17 protein-coding genes and 1 riboswitch are annotated in these 23,774 nt (G+C 38.1%); of the genes, 2 read left to right on the forward strand and 15 right to left on the reverse strand.

Going from position 1 to position 23,774, the window contains the following annotated elements; all coding sequences use genetic code 11:
- Positions 1 to 144: 144 nt before the first annotated feature.
- Positions 145 to 189, forward strand: a riboswitch (PreQ1 riboswitch).
- An 8-nt stretch (positions 190 to 197) separates the two neighbouring features.
- Positions 198 to 686: a QueT transporter family protein gene (locus KI363_RS01370; RefSeq protein ID WP_158322073.1), complete on the forward strand. Its 489-nt coding sequence runs from the start codon at positions 198 to 200 to the stop codon at positions 684 to 686.
- 268 nt (positions 687 to 954) lie between these two features.
- Here KI363_RS01370 and KI363_RS01375 read toward each other — a convergent pair whose 3' ends face one another.
- From KI363_RS01375 to KI363_RS01395, 5 genes are all read right to left on the reverse strand, one after another.
- Complete coding sequence (locus KI363_RS01375) at positions 955 to 2,094, reverse strand: DUF2264 domain-containing protein (RefSeq protein WP_212965034.1); 1,140 nt, start codon at positions 2,092 to 2,094, stop codon at positions 955 to 957.
- A gap of 21 nt (positions 2,095 to 2,115) precedes the next feature.
- The gene (locus tag KI363_RS01380; protein WP_212965036.1) at positions 2,116 to 3,099 is read right to left on the reverse strand and encodes a hydroxyacid dehydrogenase; all 984 of its coding nucleotides are present in this window, start codon (positions 3,097 to 3,099) and stop codon (positions 2,116 to 2,118) included.
- Between the two features lie 63 nt (positions 3,100 to 3,162).
- Entirely contained in the window at positions 3,163 to 3,984 is an 822-nt protein-coding gene (locus tag KI363_RS01385; RefSeq protein WP_212965038.1) for a sugar phosphate isomerase/epimerase family protein, read from the reverse strand.
- A gap of 10 nt (positions 3,985 to 3,994) precedes the next feature.
- Positions 3,995 to 5,155 carry a dihydrodipicolinate synthase family protein gene (locus tag KI363_RS01390; RefSeq protein WP_212965041.1) on the reverse strand — a complete coding sequence of 387 codons (1,161 nt, stop codon included), beginning with the start codon at positions 5,153 to 5,155 and terminating at the stop codon, positions 3,995 to 3,997.
- A gap of 14 nt (positions 5,156 to 5,169) precedes the next feature.
- Entirely contained in the window at positions 5,170 to 6,294 is a 1,125-nt protein-coding gene (locus KI363_RS01395) for a Gfo/Idh/MocA family protein (RefSeq protein WP_191967454.1), read from the reverse strand.
- Between the two features lie 186 nt (positions 6,295 to 6,480).
- Between KI363_RS01395 and KI363_RS01400 the strand changes: the two genes are divergently transcribed.
- Positions 6,481 to 7,305 (forward strand): helix-turn-helix transcriptional regulator, encoded by an 825-nt coding sequence (locus tag KI363_RS01400; RefSeq protein ID WP_212965043.1) that lies wholly within the window; start codon positions 6,481 to 6,483, stop codon positions 7,303 to 7,305.
- Positions 7,306 to 7,328: 23 nt separating this feature from the next.
- On the opposite strand, the gene KI363_RS01405 is transcribed toward KI363_RS01400, so the two are convergent.
- From KI363_RS01405 to KI363_RS01450, 10 genes are all read right to left on the reverse strand, one after another.
- Positions 7,329 to 8,156, reverse strand: coding sequence for a sugar phosphate isomerase/epimerase family protein (locus tag KI363_RS01405; RefSeq protein ID WP_158322067.1), 828 nt, complete (start codon positions 8,154 to 8,156; stop codon positions 7,329 to 7,331).
- Positions 8,157 to 8,169: 13 nt separating this feature from the next.
- Positions 8,170 to 9,051, reverse strand: a complete 882-nt coding sequence (locus KI363_RS01410) for a carbohydrate ABC transporter permease (protein WP_158322066.1) — start codon at positions 9,049 to 9,051, stop codon at positions 8,170 to 8,172.
- A gap of 12 nt (positions 9,052 to 9,063) precedes the next feature.
- Positions 9,064 to 10,035, reverse strand: coding sequence for an ABC transporter permease (locus tag KI363_RS01415; RefSeq protein WP_158322065.1), 972 nt, complete (start codon positions 10,033 to 10,035; stop codon positions 9,064 to 9,066).
- 87 nt (positions 10,036 to 10,122) lie between these two features.
- Positions 10,123 to 11,715: an extracellular solute-binding protein gene (locus KI363_RS01420; RefSeq protein WP_158322064.1), complete on the reverse strand. Its 1,593-nt coding sequence runs from the start codon at positions 11,713 to 11,715 to the stop codon at positions 10,123 to 10,125.
- A gap of 236 nt (positions 11,716 to 11,951) precedes the next feature.
- A complete protein-coding gene (locus KI363_RS01425) occupies positions 11,952 to 14,282 on the reverse strand; it encodes a helix-turn-helix domain-containing protein (protein ID WP_158322063.1) in 2,331 nt (776 codons plus the stop codon).
- 207 nt (positions 14,283 to 14,489) lie between these two features.
- A complete protein-coding gene (locus tag KI363_RS01430; protein ID WP_158322062.1) occupies positions 14,490 to 15,329 on the reverse strand; it encodes a sugar phosphate isomerase/epimerase family protein in 840 nt (279 codons plus the stop codon).
- Between the two features lie 122 nt (positions 15,330 to 15,451).
- A complete protein-coding gene (locus tag KI363_RS01435; protein ID WP_158322061.1) occupies positions 15,452 to 16,219 on the reverse strand; it encodes a sugar phosphate isomerase/epimerase family protein in 768 nt (255 codons plus the stop codon).
- A 68-nt stretch (positions 16,220 to 16,287) separates the two neighbouring features.
- Complete coding sequence (locus tag KI363_RS01440; protein WP_212965045.1) at positions 16,288 to 17,262, reverse strand: ROK family protein; 975 nt, start codon at positions 17,260 to 17,262, stop codon at positions 16,288 to 16,290.
- Between the two features lie 476 nt (positions 17,263 to 17,738).
- Positions 17,739 to 18,347 (reverse strand): nucleotidyltransferase domain-containing protein, encoded by a 609-nt coding sequence (locus tag KI363_RS01445; protein WP_306345141.1) that lies wholly within the window; start codon positions 18,345 to 18,347, stop codon positions 17,739 to 17,741.
- A 298-nt stretch (positions 18,348 to 18,645) separates the two neighbouring features.
- The gene (locus KI363_RS01450) at positions 18,646 to 23,499 is read right to left on the reverse strand and encodes a CehA/McbA family metallohydrolase (protein ID WP_246516659.1); all 4,854 of its coding nucleotides are present in this window, start codon (positions 23,497 to 23,499) and stop codon (positions 18,646 to 18,648) included.
- Between the last annotated feature and the right edge of the window lie 275 nt (positions 23,500 to 23,774).

Here is a 23,774-nt window from a genome sequence, read left to right on the forward strand (position 1 = left end):
TCTTTTTTTTCGAAAAATATCAAGATATTTTTTAAAGGTGGCTATGCCATTCGAAATGATCGGGTGCAACTAATCAAAGGACTGATAATTTTTATGGGATGTGATAGAATACGTTTTGCGGAAATTACAGTTTTGGCAAGGCAAGAGGACGTGGTTCGCAACCATCCCACGATAAAAAACTAAGGAGAGAATTGAATATGAAAACTAAAACACTGGTGATCAACAGTATTGTGGGCGCACTTTATATTGCGGTGACTGCTTTGATCCATCCATTTGGGTTCACAAACATCCAGTTTCGTTTATCTGAAATGTTTAACCATCTCGTGATATTTAATAAGAAATACATTTTTGGCATCATTATCGGCGTATTTCTAGCCAATTTATTTTTTTCGGAACTGGGATTATATGATCTTATTTTCGGGGTTGGCCAATCCATTATCGCTCTATCCATTACAATCTTTTCAGGGAAATTTATAAAAAGTATTTGGAAGCGAATGATTTTTAATACATGTATATTTAGCTTTACAATGTTTATCATTGCGATTGAACTAAATTTAGCTCTTGGTTTTCCATTTTGGTTTACTTGGGTTACAGTGGCCATTGGTGAATTTGTTGTGATGAGCATTGGTGCGCCGCTTGTAATAGCGCTGAATAAGAGAATTCATTTTGATAAACTACTTTCATAAAGAGGCTGGAACAAAAGTGTTTTCACCAAAAGAAAAACGAACTACTAGCGTGTATAAAACTCGCTCCGGAAATATACTTCGCTTTCCGCGGGCGAGTGTCAAGCCTCCTCAGGCTTTGCCTTCCGGGGTCTTGCCGAACTCTTACTTCCCGCAGGAGTCTACGCATATTTCCTCCGCTAAGGCAATACATTGTTCGTCATTGAAGTTTAGCATTTTAGTTGTGTCCCAGCCTCTTTATTTATTCATGATTTCTTTATGATTGTCTAACTTAATGCGCTTGATCGATTGAGATGGTTTGTCCACTCCATGCTTTTTTCGCTGTCCAGTCTGCTTGTCCAATCCAAAATGGGTCAGTTTCTTGTAAACCAAGTGGCAGGAAGACAGTGGAACACAAATAAAGACTACCTGTAGAGATATACGCTTCTCCCAATTCAGGCTGATGACCACAAAGTCCGATCTGCAACCATCCCTCGTCATCAAATGTACCGCTTGTTTCCATCACCTTACGGATAACAGCCGTTAGGGCGCATCTTACTTGAGCAGGTTGAAGATCGCTAGGTAGTCTTTGCTGCAAAGCCATCTGCGCTAAGTGTTGAAAGGCGCCAAAACGATAGGCAATCGATCTTCCGATAACCGGAAATGTCCCTTCAGGAGAAATACTCCTTTCTTGAATGCTGGCAAATCTTTCCGCTCGCCGCATGATTTTATCCTTCATTTGTTGCCAATCTTGCGCTTGATCCCCAATCGTATGAATAATGTCAACCAACATGGGTTGAATCACGTAACTATTATAATAGTCGGCGTGAAATTCAGGTCCATCTCCGTAAATTCCATCTCCCAAATACCATTGTTCATGCTGTTTCAATGCATAGTCAACGCGCATGGGGTCCCATTCTTCTCCAAGTTTATAAAGCGTCACTTCTATCATGGCTGAAAATAACAGCCAATTATTAAAAAATGGTTTACGGGAACGAGTTTGTTTCAGCGCTATAATGATATTTTTCTGGACCTTTTCCGGAAGCGTATGAAATAATTGTTGGGGCGCTCGCAATATGGCATGAGCAAGGAACGCTGTATCCACAATTGGTTGGTGTCCCTTTGAAAAATTCATATAATCTGGCGAATTGGGATCAGTTGCGGCATCCATTCCCTTTTGAACAAGCTCGATATATTGCCTCCTCAGCCTCCCTTCTTCTCCAGTCTCAGGCCCAGTTTCCAACCAAGGAGCCATTCCACATATCAATCTAGCAAATGCCTCTAGATAAGTATATTGATCTCGATCGGACAATTTCCCTTCAATGGTCATCTTTTCTTTTAATTGGTGATTCGCTAGCGCTTGAAGGACAGGCTCAGCTATTTGAAGCATTTTATCTAGCCAATAATGTCGATCTGAAATTGTCTGACTCATTTATTTCTTCCCCTCCTTATATTACGCCATAATTTTAGACCTTTCTTCGGTGACCTGCCATTTCAATTCTTTTCCAACAAGAAATCGTTTTAATTCCTCTAACATATAAGCACCCATTCGATGGCATTCATTCGCCATCGAGCCGCCAATATGAGGCGTTAAAATCACATTCTCCATCTCATAAAGTGGAGACCCTTCTACAGGAGGTTCTGGATAAGTAACATCTAATATCGCATAAAGATCAGGACGCTTTTGCAATACATCCATCATCTCATTTTCTCGTACAATCGCTCCACGCGAAGTATTGATAAAAGTTGCATTTTCTTTCATTGACGAGAAATGTTTACCAGTAACAAGGCCTTCCGTTTCTTTCAACCATGGGGTATGCATGGACACAACATCAGACCGCTCGAAAACTTCCTCTAAGCTACATAATTCAACATTTAGCTTGCTCGCTTCCTCTTCCGAAACATATGGGTCATAAGCAATCAATTTCACATCAAATGGCTGCAGTTTTTCACACAAATTTTTCCCAATCATCCCTAATGACACAATCCCAACCGTGGATCCGTAAACTCCTGGGACATCTGTCTTCGGAATAAAGTTCTTCTCCTTTTTTATTTGTAGGACATAATGCCAGCCACGTTTCAAGGAAAATAAAATCTGAGATAGGGCATATTCGACAACAGGAACACCGTTTGCTGCATAGGCACTTGTAATTTTGATGTCCCTTTTCCAAAATTCATCTGTGACCATATATTTAATGGATCCTGCCCCGTAAAAAATTGCTTTTAGATTTGGTGCAGCTTCTAAAAATTCCTTATCTAGACGTGGGCCACCCCATCCCGAAAAAATAACATCCGCTTTTTCCAATAGAGCAAGGTTCTCGCGAATCATCTTCCTCGTTTGGGGTGGAGCATAGATGTGAACATATTGGCTAATTTCTTCATATGTACTACCATAGATCAAATCGACATCATCTAAAATAAATAATCCCTGTAACATTCTATCGCCTGCTTTCTTCAGAATGAGAAATAGGGAGAGAGGATTTCCCCTCACTCCCATAATTTATACATATTCCAAATAACGCTCTTTCATTAAGGCTAAAACCTCATCTCCTGGTTGGTCCCAAATTTTTTGATTGAAAATTTCCACTTCAATTGGCCCTGTGTATCCCGTTTCTTCTACAGCCAATCGAATCGGTTTAAGATCAATGACACCGTCTCCCATCATTCCTCTTCCCATCAATAAATCAGGAGTTGGAACGAGCCAATCGGAAACATGGTAGCCTAAAATCCTCCCTTGCGCACGCGCAATTTGTTGAAAAAGGGCAGGATCCCACCATACATGAAAGACATCCACAATCACGCCTACTTCATCAGGGGTATACTTTTCTGCTAGGTCATTCGCATGTGCCAAAGAAACAATGACAGATCTCTCGGCTGCATACATAGGATGGAGTGGCTCGATTCCAAGCTTGACTCCTCGCTCTTTCGCATAAGGAACAATTTGGTCAATTCCCTCAGCAACCATTTCACGTGCAGCGACAAGATCTTTATCAGGTGCGGGACCACACACTAAAACAAGCGTTTCCGCTCCTAACTCAGCTGCTTCATCAATCGCTCTGCGATTATCCTCTATTCTTTGTTGACGCTCAAGCTTCGTTGCTGCTGGAAACATACCGCCACGGCAAATACTAGAAACTTTTATTCCCGCATCTTGGATGATTTTCTTACTTTCTTTCAAACCAATCTCTTCAATTTTGTGCCGCCATATTGCAATCCAAGGCACTTCAGCGCGAGCACATCCTTCAACGGCTTCTTTTAAGCTCCAAGGATCTGTCGTAATTTGATTTAAACTTAATCGATCAATATTTTGTATAGAACTCATCTTCTACCTCCTAAACGATCCCTGATAATTCCGTGACAAGCTTCATTCTTTTGACAGCTAAATCTGGATTTGTAAGTAAGCCAGCTTGATCAGCTAACACAAATAATTCGGATAAATGGAGCAATGATCGAGAACCTTCCGCTCCCCCAATCATTCGGAAATGGGACTGATGACCATTTAAATAGGCCATAAAAACAATTCCCGTTTTATACGCATACGTCGGCGCTTGGAAAATATGTCTTGATAAAGGTACGGTCTTTTCAAGAAGTTGATGATACGTTCGTAAATCTCCTTCGTCTAAGGCATGTAAGGCAGCAGCTGCGGCAGGAGCAATCGCATCAAAAATACCCAATAGAGCATGACTGTAACCTAATTCGTCGCCCTGAATAAGACGCGCGTAATTAAAGTCGTCCCCAGTGTACATTTTTACACCTTCAGGAAGCTTACGTCTCATTGAAATTTCTTTCTCTTCATCTAATAAAGATATTTTAATTCCATCGACTTTATCCGCATTTGCATGGATGATTTTTAAGGCTACATCCATTGCTTGATCCAAATCCGTATGTCCCCAGTATCCAGTTAAAGCGGGGTCAAACATATCTCCGAGCCAGTGCAATATAACAGGTTTTGAAACCTTCTGTAAGATATGATTATATACTCTTTCATAATCTTCCGGGCTTTTGGCACAGGCGGCTAGAGCTCGACTCGCCATTAAAATAATTTGTCCACCAGCAGCTTCGACAAACTCACACTGTTCTTCATAGGCTTGGATACAGTCCTCAACGGTCACTTCTTTCCCGGGTAATAAATGATCTGTACCAGCGCCACAAGCAATTCTTCCATTGACTGATTTTGCTTCAGCCACTGATCTTAAGATAAGTTCCTTGGCCATCTCCCAGTTTAATCCCATCCCTCTCTGGGCTGTGTCCATCGCCTCCGCAACTCCTAATCCAAGAGACCATAAATGATGACGATAGGCAAGCGTTCCTTCCCAATCGATTTGGGCGTTGTTTAATGGATCCGTATTCGCAAGTGGATCACAAACAACATGTGCTGCAGAAAAGGCTACCCTACTTTGAAAGGGTTTTTCAGGAATAGCAAAAGATGATGCCTCATTTAGCTTATACGTGTATAATGACCCATCGGCCGTTGGTAATTGGATAGAAACCATCTATTCTCCCCTCCTTAAATTTTAAGTTCAGGCACGTCAATCCAGCATCTTTCTTTCGAAGATTTCAGTCCAAGATCAGATAATTGTGTTCCCTTTGCACCTTCTAATAAGTCCCATGGGAATGCTTCATCTGCCACAACATGCTTTAAAAATTTCTCCCATTGAATTTTAAAGGCGTTATCGAATTCTTGATTGGCTGGCACCTTTTCCCATTGCGCTGTAAAATCATGTGGATTTTCAATATCAGGGTTCCATACAGCCTTTGGTGTATTGACACGATGCTGTGTCTTACAATCTCTAAGTCCAGCAACTGCACTTCCTTCAGTTCCATCCACTTGGATTGTCAACAAGTCATCACGATCTACTCGAACAGCCCAAGAAGAATTCACCTGTGCAATAATCCCCCCTTCAAGCTCAAAGGTTCCGTAGGCGGCGTCATCAGCAGTACAAGTATATTCATTCCCTTGTTCATCCACTCTTTTGGGAATATGAGTCGTCGCATAGCAGGAAACAGCCTTGACGTTACCAAATAAATTATCCAGAACATAACGCCAGTGGGCGAACATATCAACAACCATTCCACCGCCATCTTCTTTGCGATAATTCCATGATGGACGTTGACATTCTTGCCAGTCTCCTTCAAACACCCAATAGCCAAATTCCATCCTTACTGACAATATTTCTCCAAAAAACCCCGAATCTATTAATCTTTTTAATTTTAACAAACCAGGTAAGAACAATTTATCCTGAACAACGCCATTTTTAACCCCAGCTTCTCTTGCAAGTTTTGCCAATTCTAAAGACTCTTCCAAGTTTGAGGCAGTCGGTTTTTCACAATAAATATGCTTTCCTGCTGCAATGGCTTTTTTGATACTATCTGCCCGACGGACCGTTGTTTGAGCATCGAAATAAATTGGATCTTCTTGGTTTGCAAGACAGGCATCCAGATCTGTGCTCCATCGCTCGATATTATACTTATCTGCAAGGGTTTTTAATTTTTCTTCGTTTCGACCAACTAAAATCGGATCCGGCATAATCACATCACCATTCGCTAGTTGAACCCCACCTTGCTCGCGTATCGCGACAATCGAACGAATTAAATGTTGATTCGTCCCCATTCTTCCCGTTACTCCATTCATAATGATTCCAATAGTATGCTTCAAATTTATCCCATCCTTCTTTAGCTCAATTTACATTTAGTTTAACCGTTTTCAATACATACTTCTTATGAAAATAGGAAAAGGATTCTTAATTTCGGAACTGTTTTCCTAACAAATATGGTAAAATTTAAATATACTTTCATGTTAGTTCAAGGAGAGAAAAGAATGACTTTGAGGAAAATTCAGCTACCGCAATGGGGTGCCTATCTTTACGAAAGTAGACATAAAGCAGGTGATGTCATAAACGTCCATCATCATGATATTCATCAAATTCTATATGCCATTGAAGGAGAAGGAATGATCCTTATTAATGATCAAAAACATAAAATAGAAAAAGACCAAGGGACCTTTCTAGCGCCTTTCACTTCTCATTCTATTTTTTCACAGACAAGCTTAACTTTACTTGTATTAGCTTTTGATATTGAGTCTTTGGATCATTTTGGGGAGCATAAGCTTCATCATCGCTTCTTCCATACTTCTAGATTTTTCACTCCCGATCTGATCGCAAGCAGTGAATTAAGGCAACAACTAAGGAAAATGCTTTATGAACAAACAAGCGACGATCCTTTATCTGGCTGGGCGTTGAAAATTCATTTATTACATATCTTATTAACTCTTACAAGACTAGTAGAAAGAACGAAAATTCTCGATAAAAATAGTTTACGAACAGAGACAATCAAAAATTATATTGATACTCATTACTACGAACCCCTTACTGCTAATGATATCGCCGATAAATTAGGGATTTCTGTCCGCTATGTGAATACAATTTTTAAAGAAACCTATCAAAAAACACCGATACAATATTTGATGGAAATACGAGTAGAAAGAGCAAAAAAATTATTAAGGGAAACCGACAAAGAAATCATTACCATTTGTTTTGAGGTTGGCTATGAAACATTGTCAACCTTTTATCGAGCGTTTAAAAATGCAACAAATATGTCGCCAAAGCAATATCGTGATCTGGGACAAAAAAATAAGCAGAGCTAGTCTATGGCTCTGCTAGTTTTCTTCTATTCCCCCTCACTTTCAAGTTGTTTCATATATTGCACATATTGAGGAATCGCTACTTCAGGCTCCTCAATCTCAGGACACCATACTTTCTCCCATTCAAGGGTGTAGTAACCTTCATACCCTTTTTCATCTAGTAGATCAAAGATTCGCTTTAAAGGAATATCGCCATCTCCCATTAAACAAAGTTGGTATCCCCGAGGAGTTCCTTCTTTTGGATAGGAATCTTTCCAATGCGTATACTGGATCCTGTCACCAAGTTTGTCCCATGTTTTTTCAGGCTCCTCACCTTTTGTTCGATATGGGTGGTGAACATCCCATAAAACTTGTAAATACTTAGATTGGGTAAGATTCAATACATCTAACACATTTTCACATCTTGTCCAGTCATCATGTGTTTCTAAGATTAAAGTCACTTGAAATTGCTCAGCAATGGCAAGCAATTGTGCCAAATTATTCTCGACAATTTGGATAGCTTCTTGACGTGGAATATCCCCGATCCCTCCTCCAAAAACACGAATATAGGGGGTGTTAAACTCTTGGCATAAGCGCCCGTACTGTCTTAATTCTTCCTTGAAATTTTCCACTTCGCTATCCGAAGTTGTAAACAAGCGAATGGAACTGGAAAAACACGGGATCTCAAGGTCTGCTTCATTAAATTTTCTCTTCGTTGTTTCAATATCACTGGAAAATTCAGGTAGTTTGTAGATTTCCATTTCACCTAAATAGCCACGAAAATCCACCCCATCATAGTCAAATTCCACTGCCTTTGAAATAATCGTATCCAGATTCCATTCTGGACAACCGAGAGTTGTGAATGCGAGTTTCATTGGTTGCCTCCTTTTATTCTTTTATAGAGCCGATCATAACACCTTTAACAAAATATTTTTGCAAAAATGGATACAGGAAGAGAATAGGTAATGTCGCCACTATAATCGTAGCATACTTAACTGTTTCTCCAATCGGATAACGATCTCCTCCCCCGACTCCTGTAATAAAGTTATCTGTGCTATTTTCAATTAATATTTCACGAAGTACTAATTGAAGCGGCCATAGATCATTATTACGCAAATAAATCATCGCATCAAAATAAGCATTCCAATGTCCAACCCCATAAAACAAGATCATAACCGCAATAACAGGAAGCGACAGAGGTAAAATAATTCTAAACAAGATTGTCCAATCATTCGCTCCATCAATCCGAGCGGATTCTTCCAGGCTATCTGGTATTCCTTTAAAAGACGTTCTCATGATAATCAAGTTCCAGACACTAATGGCATTCGGAATAATCAATGCCCATCTTGTATCAATCATTCCCAGTTGACCAATTAATAGATACGTAGGGATCAATCCTCCACTAAAAAACATGGTAAACGTGATAAACATCATGATCGGTTTGGTTAACATCGCATTTTTCCTTGATAAAGCATATGCCCCTATACTTGTTAGTAGAATATTAATCGTTGTCCCCACTACCACATAAAAAATGGTATTTAAATAACCAACGATGATCATCGGATTTTGAAAAACCAGTTCATAGGCTTTAACCGTAAAGCCGAGCGGGAGATACAATATCCCTCTATTTTTCGCCAACAATCCTGGATCACTTAATGAAGAAAATAACACATATAAAAAAGGATAGAGAGTGGCGAAAACAAGAACAAGCATAAACAAAACATTTAGAAAATCAAAAATCCTCTCTCCCAAACTCGCTTTTATTTTCATACAATCAACTCCTTACCAAAGACTTGTCTCACTGACTTTTGCACTAATACGATTGGCCAAAACTAATAAAGTTAAATTGATAATCGCATTAAATAATCCCACTGCCGCACTAAAGCTAAAATTAGCCTCTAGAATACCTTTACGATACACATAGGTTGAAATCACATCTGCCGTGTCATAGGTTAAGGGATTATACATCAAAATAATTTTTTCAAAACCGACACTCATCATGGAACCGATTTGAAGAATAAGAAGGATGATAATAATAGGTGCAATCCCTGGAATGGTGACATGTAAGGCTTGTTTAAAACGATTGGCCCCATCAATTTTTGCCGCTTCATAGAGCTCAGAATTAATATTCGACATCGCGGCTAAATAAATAATCGAGCCCCAACCAATACTCTGCCAAATACCCGAGCCAATATAAAGAGTCCGAAACCATTCAGGTTTTTGTAAAAACGAGATGGGCTCTATACCAAAAATAGAGAGTACTTGATTGATTAAACCATTTTGTGTGGTGAAATCAACTAACATTCCAACAACCACCACAACAGAAATAAAGTGTGGTAAATAACTGATTGTTTGCACAACTCTTTTAAACCACATTCGTCTTAATTCATTCAATAACAAAGCGAGTAAAATAGGAGCTGGAAAAGCCAGTAATAACTCATAAATATTAATAAGAAAAGTATTCCGGATTAACCTCCAAAAATAATAACCCTTAAAAAAATCGAGAAAATGTTTAAAACCAACCCATTCACTTCCCCAGATTCCCTCTGTCAAACTAAAATCCTTAAACGCAATTTGGACTCCATACATCGGACCGTAATGGAAAATAAGATAATAAATCACTACGGGTAAAACCATAATATAGATATACTTATTTCTTTTTAAATCTTTTGCGAGTCGACGCCAAAAGCTTTCCTTTATAAAGATCAGCTCAGGCTCTTTTTTTATTTTTGTATTCTGACTGACTGTCTCCATGTAGTCATCCCTCCGTTTCGACTGTATGTATATACCAGGATCATGATAAGCGCTTTGGCAAAGCGACCAAAGCGCTTACATCAATCATTAACGTTTATTATATCGTTCCAGTGCATCCTGCTGAATTTCAGTCGCCCTCTCGATTCCCATCGATTGGATCGTCTCAACAAATTTATCGAACTGATCAAGTGATTCTTCACCCATAATGAATTTATTGATCATTTCAGATTTATACGTATTAATGTCATTCATAATCGAGGCATATTCTGAACTTTCTTCTTGTGTTGGACTGACAATCGGCATCGTTCTTTCATTTGTCCCTTTTTTCCAGTTTTCTAACGCCTCTAGTTGTTCTGGTAAATTATTGTATTGTTCTGCATATTCCTTCGCTTGAATGAATGGTCCACTCCAGCCAGCCGGAACATATAAAGCTAAGCCTTCTGACATTGACTTTCCATCCGGGTTATTAGTGATCACATCTGTATAGGTTGGGTAACCGTCAACCATTTCATAGCTTTCCCCTTCAATACCAAAGTTGAACAATTTAAATCCTTCTTCTCCATACTTATAATCAAGCCACTCCACCGTTTCTTCAATATTTTTATTGTCCGTACTAATGGCTGCACCGACGCCATTATAATTGGACTCACCTAAATTGAAGATTGGTTCGTCACCTTTTTTAAGAACGGGATAAGGGGCACCTGTTAAAGAAAAATCACCATCATCTTTTTTCAATTGCATATAACGTAAAATACTGCTGCCTGAATAACCCATCAAAGCACCAAGTTGGTCGTTTGTTACTTTAGCATCTTTGAGCTTATCATCTGTTGCCACATATTCCTTGTCAATCAATCCTTCTTTATACCAGTCATTCATTAACGTTAAAAATTCTTTATACTCTGGTTGAATTGGACCATAATGGACTTTACCATCGACATGATAAAAACCATTTGTAACTCCATAAGCACCGACAAAGGCATTGGACGTAATCGCATCTTTATCAATTAATAAAGGAATTTCATCTGCTTCGCCATTTCCATTTGGATCTTTTTCTTTAAAAGCTTTCAATACCGTATGCCATTCATCAATCGTTTCCGGCATCTCCAAATCTAATTTTTCTAACCAGTCTTTGCGAATAACAGGTCCATAAAAAGTTAGATTTAATTCATCTTGCCTAAGGAAAGGGAAAGAGTAGATACTCCCCTCATCGGTGGAGACCATTTTCTTCCACTCGGGATTTTCATCTAGTATCTTTTTAAAATTAGGCGCATGTTCATCAATATAATCATTTAAACGAACAATTTTTCCATCCTTTATATACTTCTCAGGGCCACCAGGTACTGAAGTCCAAATTCGTTCAATCACATCTGGCAACTTCCCAGAAGTCATCATTAGATTAAATTGTTGATCTTCCTCACCTGAAGCAGGATGTTCAAAGTTCACTTTCACATCTGTTATTTCTTCTAACTTCTTATAAGCCGCCATCTCATTATAATTTTTAAGAGTATCTGGACGATTATTGGCCACCCAATAAGATAATGTAAGTGAGCCATCATCAGCTTTTTCACCTGAAGTCTTTTCGTTTTTAGAAGAATTGCTACATCCTGATAAAGCGGTTACAACCACAAGTACAGAAAAAAGTGCTACCTTCACTTGCTTTTTCCAACGAAACTTATTCATCTACGATTGACCTCCCGAAATCATATTCAGTTCAATAAAAAATCATCCTTTCCTCCTTTCATCTAGCTTATTTCTCATGTTTTCATACGAGCCCATTTTTGTTAATCACGAAAATGTAAGATTCACTATACAAACTTAAAAAAAGAGACTATCAATATTTAAGATTGACTATCATATTTTCTGATAGCTTGCGATTGTCTATCATTTTTGACTCGATCTTGGAAAAGACAAGATATTTATACTTCATTTTCGTTTTGTGCTTTTTTTAAGTTGGCGCGATATTTTCCAGGGGTAATACCCTCCCGCTTTTTAAACATCCTAATTAAGCCGATATCATTTGTATAGCCAATTCGCTTAGCAATTTGTGATATCGTTAAAGTTGTCTCCTCTAGATACTTTTTAGCAGCATTAATGCGAATCTTCGCAATAAATTCAGTTAAATTCTCACCTTGCTGTTTTTTAAAAAAGGAAGAGAGATATTGTGGGGTTATCTTCATCTCTTCCGCAATCGTCGTCAAACTCATCATTGGATCAGCGTAATGTTGATATATATAGTCAATGATCCTTTGTAACAAGTTTTCACTATGGTCAGATCGTTTCTCTTTCAACTCTTCACAAAGTTTTTTATAAATCAGCTTAATCTTTTGATGAATTTCCTCCACTGTCTCACAAGCAAGTAATTCCTGAACCGGATCTTGTTCTTCACTAAATACATTTTGGTGATTTATTTTCATATCATTTAGAATTTTTACATGGGTGCTCATCATATTAAAAAATAAACACTTTCCCATCGACATGGAAATCCGCCTCAAGAGAAAATTTTCTCTAAACACATTATCGAGAATGGTTTCTACTTGTTCATAATCGGCTATTTTAATACAATTCATTAACTGCAATTCAATTTCAGTCGGATAATAATAGTCATGTGCATTTTCGTTTGTTTCATTAAAAAAGATAATCCGATTATTTCCTTTAATCATACGATAATTTAAAGCCTGTACAGCTTCTCGATAGGAATTTACGACTTGATTCAGCCCCTTGAAGTTTGTCCCAATTCCTACTGATATAAAAATCCCAAATCGCTCCTTTAGTAAATCCTTTAGTCTCTGAATGATCGGAGTAAAGGATTGTGCTTGCTCTAATTTATTATCATTGATCAGGACACCTAGTCTTTTTTGCCCCAATTCCACCACATATCCATGGTGGTTTTGATTGATTAATTCATGACAAATATTACTGATCATAAATCTTGTAATGGCCCAGTCTTTCTCAGACTTTTCTAAATAACCCGTATCATTCTCTTCAATCTCAACTACCATAACTAAAAACTCATCCCCTAAAAACCTCACTTCCATAAAGTCCAATGATTCCTGGTTCACTGAGGATGTATCAACGAAACCATTCAGTAAGCGAATGAAGAAATTCTCTCGCACTTTAGGCGTTTGCGAAGTAAGCGAATCCCTTAATTTTCTTTCCGTATCCCATGAATGATGAAGGCTTTCTTGAATAATATGATATTCATTTGTTTTGAGCCCACCGATCCGATTCACATTTTTTAGGATCGATTCGACTAAATCTCTTACAGGAATATAGTGATGACGAGCTAATATAAAACAGGCGATTAGACCACCTGCTAAACAGATCACTAATAAAGATATGGCTAAGGTTTTGATGGTATTAACTTCTTGCATCACAACGGATTTTGGAATGATAGAAACATATTTCCACTTTGTTTGATTTGAAACAACATAAGATATCATCATATCTTCCTGATTGATTTTTTGCTGCTGAACACCAACGCGCTCATTGAAAGACAAATTCAATTTTTCTACATCTTGTTTTTCCCCAGAAGATGTCAGGACATTGTTTTGTTCATCTAATACAAAAATACTCCCTTGATTGGCCCATTCAAGCGTTTGCAATATGTTTTGAACCTTTTGCTCATTAATTAAAATCGTTAAATAGCCTTTTGGCTTTTTTGTTTCACCATAAGGCAGCGGCTGAATATAGCTAATCATTTGTTTCCGGGCCCCTGAAACCCCCTCCAAAACTGTATGTGTGGGGACATAATGGGGCGAAGCATTGTCTTCTAATAACGCATTCCTCCACTCCTTAAAATCCATACCTTGATAGCGATAGATATATTTATAAAATGTTTCAGAATCGGTTTTTATAGTGGGACTAAGCGTTATATTTTTCTCCGGCAAATAAATAGAATAATCATAAATAAACGTGTTTGAAAGGGAATATTGTTGAATATCCTTCATAAAAGAATAGTATTCGCTTATCCCTTGCTCCTCTTGATTGGAAGGTTGGCGTAAAATATAGCTTAGTTTCGGATGAAAAGAAATGTGAGCAGATAAAGATGTTACTTGCTGCATTTCATGATCCAGAACATCACTCGCCTGTTTTAAGAGAGCCAGATTAGAACGATCTGTTTTGTCTTTTATGGCCGTTTCCATCTTCTTATATAGAAAGCTCTCAAACATAATCGGAAAAAGCAGGATAATTACAAAAGATAATAATAATGTCATAAAAACACTTTTTTGGTTATATTGCCACTTCACAGTTTCTCCTCCTAGTTAGACACATAAGCTTGGTTATGTTGTACGATAAATCTATTAGCTTACTTTTCGACAAAATTCCATGATTTCCTCTATAAAAAAGCAAAAACTGACAAGACCGAAATGCCATGTCAGTTTTCGTGAGATATTGTCTTCTTCAACTAGGAACTTTTCAATAAGTCAATGAACCTTTTGAATGATCCATACAGATCAAACTTTCCTAAATACCTTCTCAAAGGCTTTTCCCGATTTTTCAGCTAGTGTTTCAGCTGATTCTATTGGAGATTCTGGGGTCAAAATTTCTTGTGCGATGACACCTTTAAAGCCAATATCTGTTAAAGCTTTTAGAAAAGCAGGTAAATCAATGACACCCTCCCCTGGATAAAGTCGATCATTATCTAAGGCTTCAGTTACTGGTACATCCTTTGCATCATTAATATGAACATGGGTGATCTGTGAAGGATCTAGTGCCAATAAATCTTCTACTGTTCCACCTGTTGTATACCAATGATAGCTATCTAGTAATAAACCGACATTAGGTTCGCCGATTACGTTAATCCACTCTAGTGTTTCCTCCATCGTCCATACAAATGGATATTTCCAGGCAGTTCTGAGATGATGGGGGCCAACAAATTCAAGCCCTAAATGGACGCCGAATTCTTTTAATATTTGTGCACACAGACGAAGACGTTTTGTTGCTTGCACCATAAAGTGCGCTGGTTTTTGATCGGTTGCCGGCAATACATATGTACAACAGCTTTTACAGCCAAAATCTGCCGCTATCTTGGCATCTGCCAATAGTGTCGGGAGCCCTTCCTGGAATTGCTCATCTGTTCCCCTCCACTCTACTGGTAACCCGATAGAACCAATGATAATTTGCTGCTGATCTAAAAAAGATTTTGCTTCTGCCAACCCCTTCGTTTCAACCCAATCCCGCAATGCTTTTCCTGAGGTTTCAATCGCACCAAATCCATTTTTGGAAGCTAGTTCAATCAAATGCTCTATATTTTTCACTTGACCTAATCCTGCCGTACTTAAGCCTTTTATCATTTCCAAACCTCCATTTTTATACCAATCTATTATACTTATTTTCGACACGGTTCTATAATATCCTTTCTTTTCAGTAAAAAAACTGACAAGAGCAAAATTCCTTGTCAGTTTTAATAGGTCGATTATTTATTCAAATACGGGAGTTTATTTTTCAAATATTGGATACTGATTTCGATACTTTCAAACGGAGTTTTTCGAGATTGGTCTTGTTCAACCACCCACCATTCGACGTTTGCTTCTTCCCCTAAAGCGAGCACACTCTCAAGATTCACTCCACCTGTACCTAACTCAGCAAAGAACTGTTCTTCATCAACAGTCATATCTTTCAAATGTACTAAAGGTGTCCGTCCCTTGTAACGATTGATCCAATCCACAGGTTTCTCCCCAGCCCTTGTGAGCCAATATATATCTAACTCCGTTTGTAAATTTTCAGACGGAACACCATCGAAGATCGTCTCCAAAGCAGTTCTACCATCTGACAGCTTTTCTAATTCAAAATCATGATTGTGATAACAAAGAGTTAACCCTTCTTTTCTGCAGGTCTCGCCAGCTTCATTGAAAAATGATAGAAGAGATTGATAAGTTTCTTCATTTCTTTCATCCGGCATTAAGAAAGGGCATACAATGTAGCGACTACCTAAAACCTTTTGTTCTTCAATCACTTTTGTTAAATCATTTTTTAAATCTGCAAGAGGTACATGACTTGCCGCAGCTTTCAAACCAACTTCGTCTAAAATCTTACGAACTTCTTGAACAGGTAAGCCTCCATAACCAGCAAATTCAACACCATTAAACCCAAGTTCAGCGACTTTTTTCAAAGTTCCAGCAAAATCTTGCGCACTTTCTTCGCGGAGTGTAAACATTTGTACAGCAACAGGTATTTTTTTCATAATATAATATCCTCCTTATTCACAATTGAAACGTTTCGATTCTATTCTAGTAAACTATTGCTTATTATTCAAGCATTTTTCATTTCTTTCTTCTTGGCAGAAGCTAGTGAAGCTGCCCCAATCAGTCCAGCAGAATCTCCAAGTTCGCCTGTCACAATAAGTGGTTGTTTTTCATTAATATAATATTTAATGAATATCTCCTTGATCGGATCGGTTAGAAAGTGTCCAGCTGCTGCTGCTCCTCCCCCAATAATAATTACTTCAGGATTTACTAAGTATGTTGCTGATAGTAACTTAAACCCTAAAACGGTCGCTACCTCTTTAAAGACTCCAATTGCAACTTGATCCCCTTTCACGCTTGCTTCATAAACATCTTTCGAACTAATTTCTCCAGCTACGTCTTTTAAAATGGTTGTTTTTCCTGATTGAATCGCTTCCTTTGCTAATCGACTAATCCCACTTGCAGAAGCGATTGTTTCTAAACACCCTATATTTCCACAATTACACAAAGCTTCGTTACCAGGCACTGGATCATGTCCCATTTCCCCCGCAAAATAATCGGATCCAGCAATCATTTGTCCATCAATCATGATACCGGCTGCCATGCCCGTTCCTAACGTAATACATATAACATTTTGTAATCCTGCCCCCGCGCCCGCTACAGCTTCCCCTCTTGTATAGGTGCGCACATCATTATCAATAAAAGTCGGTATATTTAACCTTCTTTCCATTTCATCTGCAAACGGTACATTTTGATAACCTAAATTAACGGCATTAATGGCAATCCCGTTTTCAGGATCAACTTTACCGGGTACACCAATACCTACACACTCTATCTTATTAATAACATCATGTTTGGCTATTACTGCTTGAATTTCCTGCGTAAGGACATCAAAAAATTCCTTCGGATTATCCGTCTTTTTTGGAAAATTTGGTTTCAATGTTGGAATACTTCTTTTTTCAAGCAGTGCCAACTCCTGATCAAACAATCCTATAACCGTATTGGTACCGCCAATATCTACTCCTACGAACCCCTTCTGCATCTTATCACTCCTCTTTATCAATCGGTTCTATTATACTATTATCTTCCAATAGAAAAAAAGAGTGAGAACAACTTTATATAGTCATTCACATTCAGATTTCTTTCCATTCGTAAGCGATTCAAAGAAAGAGCTTGATATTGTAGGGAGCACCTCACGGAACGGAAAAAAATCGTACGCTAAGAATTTTGATTTATAAAAAATCGGATCCTTTATTTTAAAAAAGGAATCCAGTTTGCGTAATCAGTAGCTTGAACTCGTTGAAGTAAGCTACCCGTTAGTTGAGCGAGCTTTATGCTAATCCTATTTGCTTTTCCTCAATTCGATACCATAACTCACAATCCTCATTATACGATTCATCAGCGACCTACAGACACGCGTTGTTTTATCCCGCATTTGGAGAAACTGGCATCTACTTCTTTACCAACGCCCTGAATTGTGTTAGTTAAGGTCTGCGATAAGCAGTTAAGTTATAAAATTTAAATGAATTCTACCCAAGCATGTCCTCCTGGAAATTGCCTGTTTATAGCAGATTTCAACCATGCTTTTTCTTGTGGTAGAAGTGACGGAAGCATTGTTTGGAAATCATTAAAATCCTTTTCTCGTACTTGCGATCCACCTGCTTTATGGAGGAGTTGGATTTCAGGTCTCAAATAAGGTATGCCTTCGACAGTTTTCAAGAAAATATCATCAATTGGTCTTCTAACAGATTTATCCCTCTTATAAATCCAAGACTTTTCTTCGGTATCAATGATCATAATTTGAAAAGCCCAAGGCGTCTCGCTGCTCTTGCTAACCCATATGTCATTTATCGAGTTCAAATACTCTCCATCTTCCCAAAGATCAAGCTTACCATCCTCAGCCTTGTATAACATCCAATCACGATTTAAATATTGATAAGCGATTAATTGCTCACCACGAGTAATAATAACATCTATATCACTATGTTCTCTTGTTTGCTTACATAGGTGCAAATCTAAGGCCCAACCTCCAGCGATACACCACCGAAGCGGAATATTAGAGAACACTTCATTTATTTCCGACACAGTTAGTGGCATCCAATTATTTATATCCGTCCTCAAATCCATCCCTCCCATTTTAATTATTCTAGTTTTAGGTTTCTTAATCCTTCTCTATTCTCCCCTTTAGCTAATTAAGAGGTCCTGCCGACAAAACGCGGATATGATACGTTTCCGGGTTTTGTTGGCAGGACACCTTTTATAATCATTTTCCACCGAGCTACTCAACAATGGTGTGATTACCTATATTCTACCAAAGAATAGGGCGTTTTTTGTGTTTTCTTGATAACTTTTCCACCCCAAAGCCAAGTGCGGTAAGGGGTTATGCGTGTTTCCTTTACTCCGAAACTTGAGTAATCTACTTACTTTATTCTTCAATTGCTGATTTTAATAAGGGCCGTTTTTCCGATTGATTCCATTGCCAAATGGTTTCAAAATTCCACCTTAAGTGTTCCTCATAAGTTCTTTTCGTTTCGATTTCAGCTAAAGGGAGTCCCTGACCTTTTATCGTTGTTGGCGATTCTGTTGTCACGCCTTCTCGATCCACCACCATCTCTTCAAATGCATAGTTGTTTTCTAAAGTAGCTGTATGACCTGCCAATACCCTTCCCATCACTCTGTTCGCACTAGTCGGCGTTGTGACAGACGGATTCAAGGCAATCGAATTTCTCAAAACAGTCCCATTATAGCCATAGCCACTAATTCCCCCTGCATTACTTTTCAAAGCTTGAACCGCCCCAGTTGCATAAACATTTTCAGTCGTACTTCCTGTATTCGTTATACCAATCAGTCCGCCAGCTTGACTCACATTGGCCGTTACATCTGCCTTAGAATAGCTATTGCGCACGATTTTATTCGAATAACCTACAAGTCCACCTACTGTATTTTCTCCACTAACCTTTCCAGTTGAAAAGCTTTGTTCAATCGTCCCATTATTTAAATCAACCAAGATTCCTGTTTGCGGTGAACTATTATCCCCAGTTACGTCAGCTTCAAGTAAACCGATATTTTTAATCGTTCCTCGATTCATATGAAATAATCCACCAGAAATAGATTTAAAATGATAAATCTTTTTCCCATTGCCATCAAATATGCCCATAAATGGAATATCTGTTGCGATCGGTTGAGTGGTTTTCCCTGCCAAATCTAAATCTTTCTGCAGAATGTAATTCTCAGCAGGGAATTGATTGATGACTTCTAGGTCCTTAGGGGATTGAATCCAATAGAACCCTTGCTCATTTTTCTCTAGTGGTGGTTGTTTTCCGGCTCCTGAATCAATTTCCTCCTGATTCATGGCTAATAAAGGTCGTCCAGCTTTCTCACTCCATATCCATATTTGATCGAAATCCCAGCCAAGCTCCTCTTCAAATAATATTTGACTGCTGATTTCCTCTTGCGTTTTCCCAAGACCTTTTTCATTTTGAGGATCTTCTTTTGTGACTCCTTCTTTACTGACAATCATATTTTCATCGGCATAGTTATTCTTTAACGTAGCCGTCTCGCCGGCTAATACGCGACCAACGATTCTATTTGCTGAACTTATCGTCACAACCGAAGGATTAAGGGCGATGCTATTTTGAATGGTTGTTGCATTATAGGCATAACCACTTAAACCACCTGCATTACTCTCTCCAGCCGAGATCGATCCAGTCGCATAAATATTTTCTGTAATGCTTCCTCGATTTGTAATACCAATCACACCACCAGCCTGTTTACCACGCGCTTTTACCCTTGCCGTTGAATAACTGTTTTTAACTGTTCCATTAGAGTAGCCAACCAATCCTCCGACAGTCGAATTCCCAATAATCGATCCAGTACTATATGAATTTTCAACCGTTCCATCGTTTTGGTCGACTAACATGCCAACATTACTGCGTTTAACATCGACATCCGTGTTGATTAGCCCAACATTTTTAATCAGCCCTTCATTCACCGCAAATAGACCTGCACCACCTGTTGAAACAATGACTCCAGAAATCGTATGGCCATTCCCATCAAATGAACCTGTAAATGGAGGGCCATCTACACCTATTGCAGGAAATAAGTCTTGGTCTCCTTTAATATCTTTTTCCAATATAAAATGTTTGTCTGGAAATTCATGAAGCTTATTTAAGCCTGTTACGGATTGAATTTTATACGGGTTCTCTTTTGATCCATCACCCATCATACCTTCTTTGACAATTTTTGTAGGGATGAGCGGATTCCCTTCTTTATCATAGACTGTTACCTTCAATGTATGCTGATCCTCAAAAAGAATAGGTTTGTCAAAAAGAATCAGTTGTTCTCTCCCTAAATGCTCAAGCTTTATCTCTTTTACTTGTGTTTCTAATAGCTCTTGACCCGAATAGTCATATTTTTCACCTTCCACCACAACCATTTCACTGGTGCCTGGATAATTTAACAAGCCAATTCCTTTAAATTTCTCATCCTCTACTTCAAAACTTGTTAAATCAATGTAATCCTGAGGTTGCTTGATAGTAAATTGATCAATTTCTTCTCCTTTGACATTATAAGCTTTTAGATGAAGGGAATCTTGATCAGCCTCGAGCACTATTCCTGTTTGCAGATTGTCATCGTAAACAATATGATCCCAGTCAAATTCTTTATTATCATAAAAGCTGGAACCAGCTGACCCGACAGTAACAAAGGTGGTCCCTAAATTCATGGCCTGTTCAGATGTATCTTTTACTCCATCCCTAATCGTTGTTCGCTTATAGATACGATCCTGTCCACCTAAATAAAGACTAATCCCCAATTGTTGAAATTTCTTAGAAACTTTGATTCTATTTATATCCATTCCAGGTTCATCACTAAAATGCCCACCAAAATACGGATAATGCCCAATCACGATCTTCCATTTTTTATCTGTTGCACGCATATCTTTTTCAAGCCATTCAAGTTGCTCATCCAGATGAAGGAGTGAATGTAACACAGCTATATGGGCTTCCCCATTATCAAATGAATAATTCGTTTCCTTATAGCTACCTTCTCCGTTTTTTGGGAAGTTTAAAAAACCAGTAAATGCCCCTAATTTCCTATCTGAAAATCGTTCTTGCTCCCCAACAACATTTGCGATTGGGATATTTATATCTTTATATACATACTTGAATAAATCATTCCAAGCTGATATATTACCACCGTTTTCAACAAAGTTCCCAGTTTGTATAAGAAGTTGTCCCTCTGAATTTTTCCCTTTTAAAACTTCAAACATTTGATTGAATATTTGGTAATCCTTTGATCCTTGGTTTTGTATACCGAGGTCTCCCATGATATACATGACCGCTTCTTTTGAATCTGCTGTTTTAAATTCATACTCTTTACTCCAAGGTCCATTGGGGCCGAAACCATATCGATATTTATAAACAGTTCCCTTTTGCAAACCGGATAAAGTAGCCTCATGAGCAGCTAATACTCGATAATTACTTTCTTCAAATGTATCTCCATATGCAACTTGAAAATGAGAAACATCTGTTTTTATCTTTTTTGCTTTATTCCACTTTTTACTTGTATGATCTGTTTTTGGCTGAAATTGTACATAAGATTTCTCTAATACATTATCCGTTACTAAGTTCAGCCTAATTTTGTCCTGATTTTCACCGACATGAACGGTTGGTTGAAATTCATTTAATAGTTTTTCTGCATCTAATTTGTGATTATCGACTACTATTCTTTTTAATTCTACACGCGTGTTTCCCTTCGAATCTGTTGCTGAATAACGAATGAAATATTCACCATATTCCTTTATTTTAAATCGCTGATCCTGCACATCGACTATCCCTTTTGCGTCGAATACATCTACTTCGACATTTGGAGTTTCTCCACTATCATCCATTGCAGAAGCTCTGGGAACCGATACAGTATCTCCCAATTTCACTTTATTGGGAATATTTCCAGTGATCTTAATTTCTGGTGAAGAATCAGTACCACGTGTCTGATCCCCTATCCATATTGGTGCTGTGATTGCTTCATCGCCATCCTTTTGAAACGCGCGAACTAGAAAATAATCACCCTTTTCACTCGAAAATGTATCTTTCCGGCTAAATTCCGTTGCGTTGATATTTTTATATTCTTTGACTACCTCACCCTTATTTTTATACACTACCACTTTATCGATTTCGTCTTTAGGGTCAGGATCTCTCATCTCTATATGAATGTTCACCTCACTTGTTTCCGCAGGTAAAATAGACCCCATTATTTGATTATTAGCTGAAAAAGCCAGCTCGAAATTCCGATCAAAGGAACTGAAAGTACGGCGATTTTTCATGGCTTCATAAATTCCTTTCCTTGAGAACTGCTTTGTCCATAATCCTGTTACATTTGGCTGAACAGTCCCCCAGTTCCCCTTATGCTCGTCCCCTCCAAATGTAGGGGCAATATGCCATCCCTTATCAAGGGCCATAATAAAAGTATCAAAATGACTGGAGTATTTGTATTCAAATAGATTCATATTTTTGTCAACATCAGAATTATAATGTTTGAAATCAAAGAAGTTTCCTTTTCCTGAAGCGGATGGATGATTAAATTGGGCAATGGCGTCCGGATCTTGTGCCAATCTTGCATAAAAAGTTGGTAAATCATATTTCTGATTTCCCCATCCCCAGGTTCCATCTGCTCCTTTTCCATATGTTCTTGGAAACCACTCAGCATTAAATAAATTGATATGACCGGCATCATCATACCAAGTGACTTCTGTACCTGGGAGAGTAATGAATTGGTTATTTTGGTTATGCTCATCTGATTGCTGATGCAATATTTTGTATTCATCTGAATAGGACTGCTTATAGTCGTCAATATAATCACTACCTGTACTGATATCATACGTCACATCATGTTCCGTCACCGCATAAAAATCCATATCTGTATTTTTCTTAACGTAATCATACGCATCATTCGGTAATTTAATCCCGTCACTTAAAGATGTGTGGGTGTGGAGATGACCTTTATACAAATTCATCCCTAAATATTCCGCACGATCTTTCTTTTTATGAGCCAGTGTATGTTTATTTACCGACTGAAATTCACTTTCGTCACTCGCAAATGTAGGTGTTGCCTGAAACACAAAGCAAATTACAATTAGAATACACAAACATTTACGTACATGATTGACCATTATCTTCACCCCTCTTGTTTTTACACTTGCCATTTTTTTGAATAAATAAGCCCCAACAATCTCTTGTTTGATTATTTGTGTGAGTATGTTCAGAAAGTAGAACTTGATCACTCTTTCTTCCCCTTCTTCAATAATCGGATCCGCACTGTTAGCGTTTTCATAAATTCAATCTAGATTCTTCATCCTCCTCACTTGGTATTTATTTAAATCAATTCACTATATATAAATCAAGTTGATTGATTTAATCTTATAATAAAAACCTAACAAAGGGTAGTCCATATTTGGAATATGTTGGAAATCAGGGATATAGTAACAGGGAACAAGACCTAATTTATTTTGATAATATCTCCAAATGGTTTTCCTATAATTACTTATAAATATCCCCT

The sequence above is a fragment of the Lederbergia ruris genome (genome assembly GCF_018332955.1).
Lineage (GTDB): Bacteria > Bacillota > Bacilli > Bacillales > Bacillaceae_C > Lederbergia > Lederbergia ruris.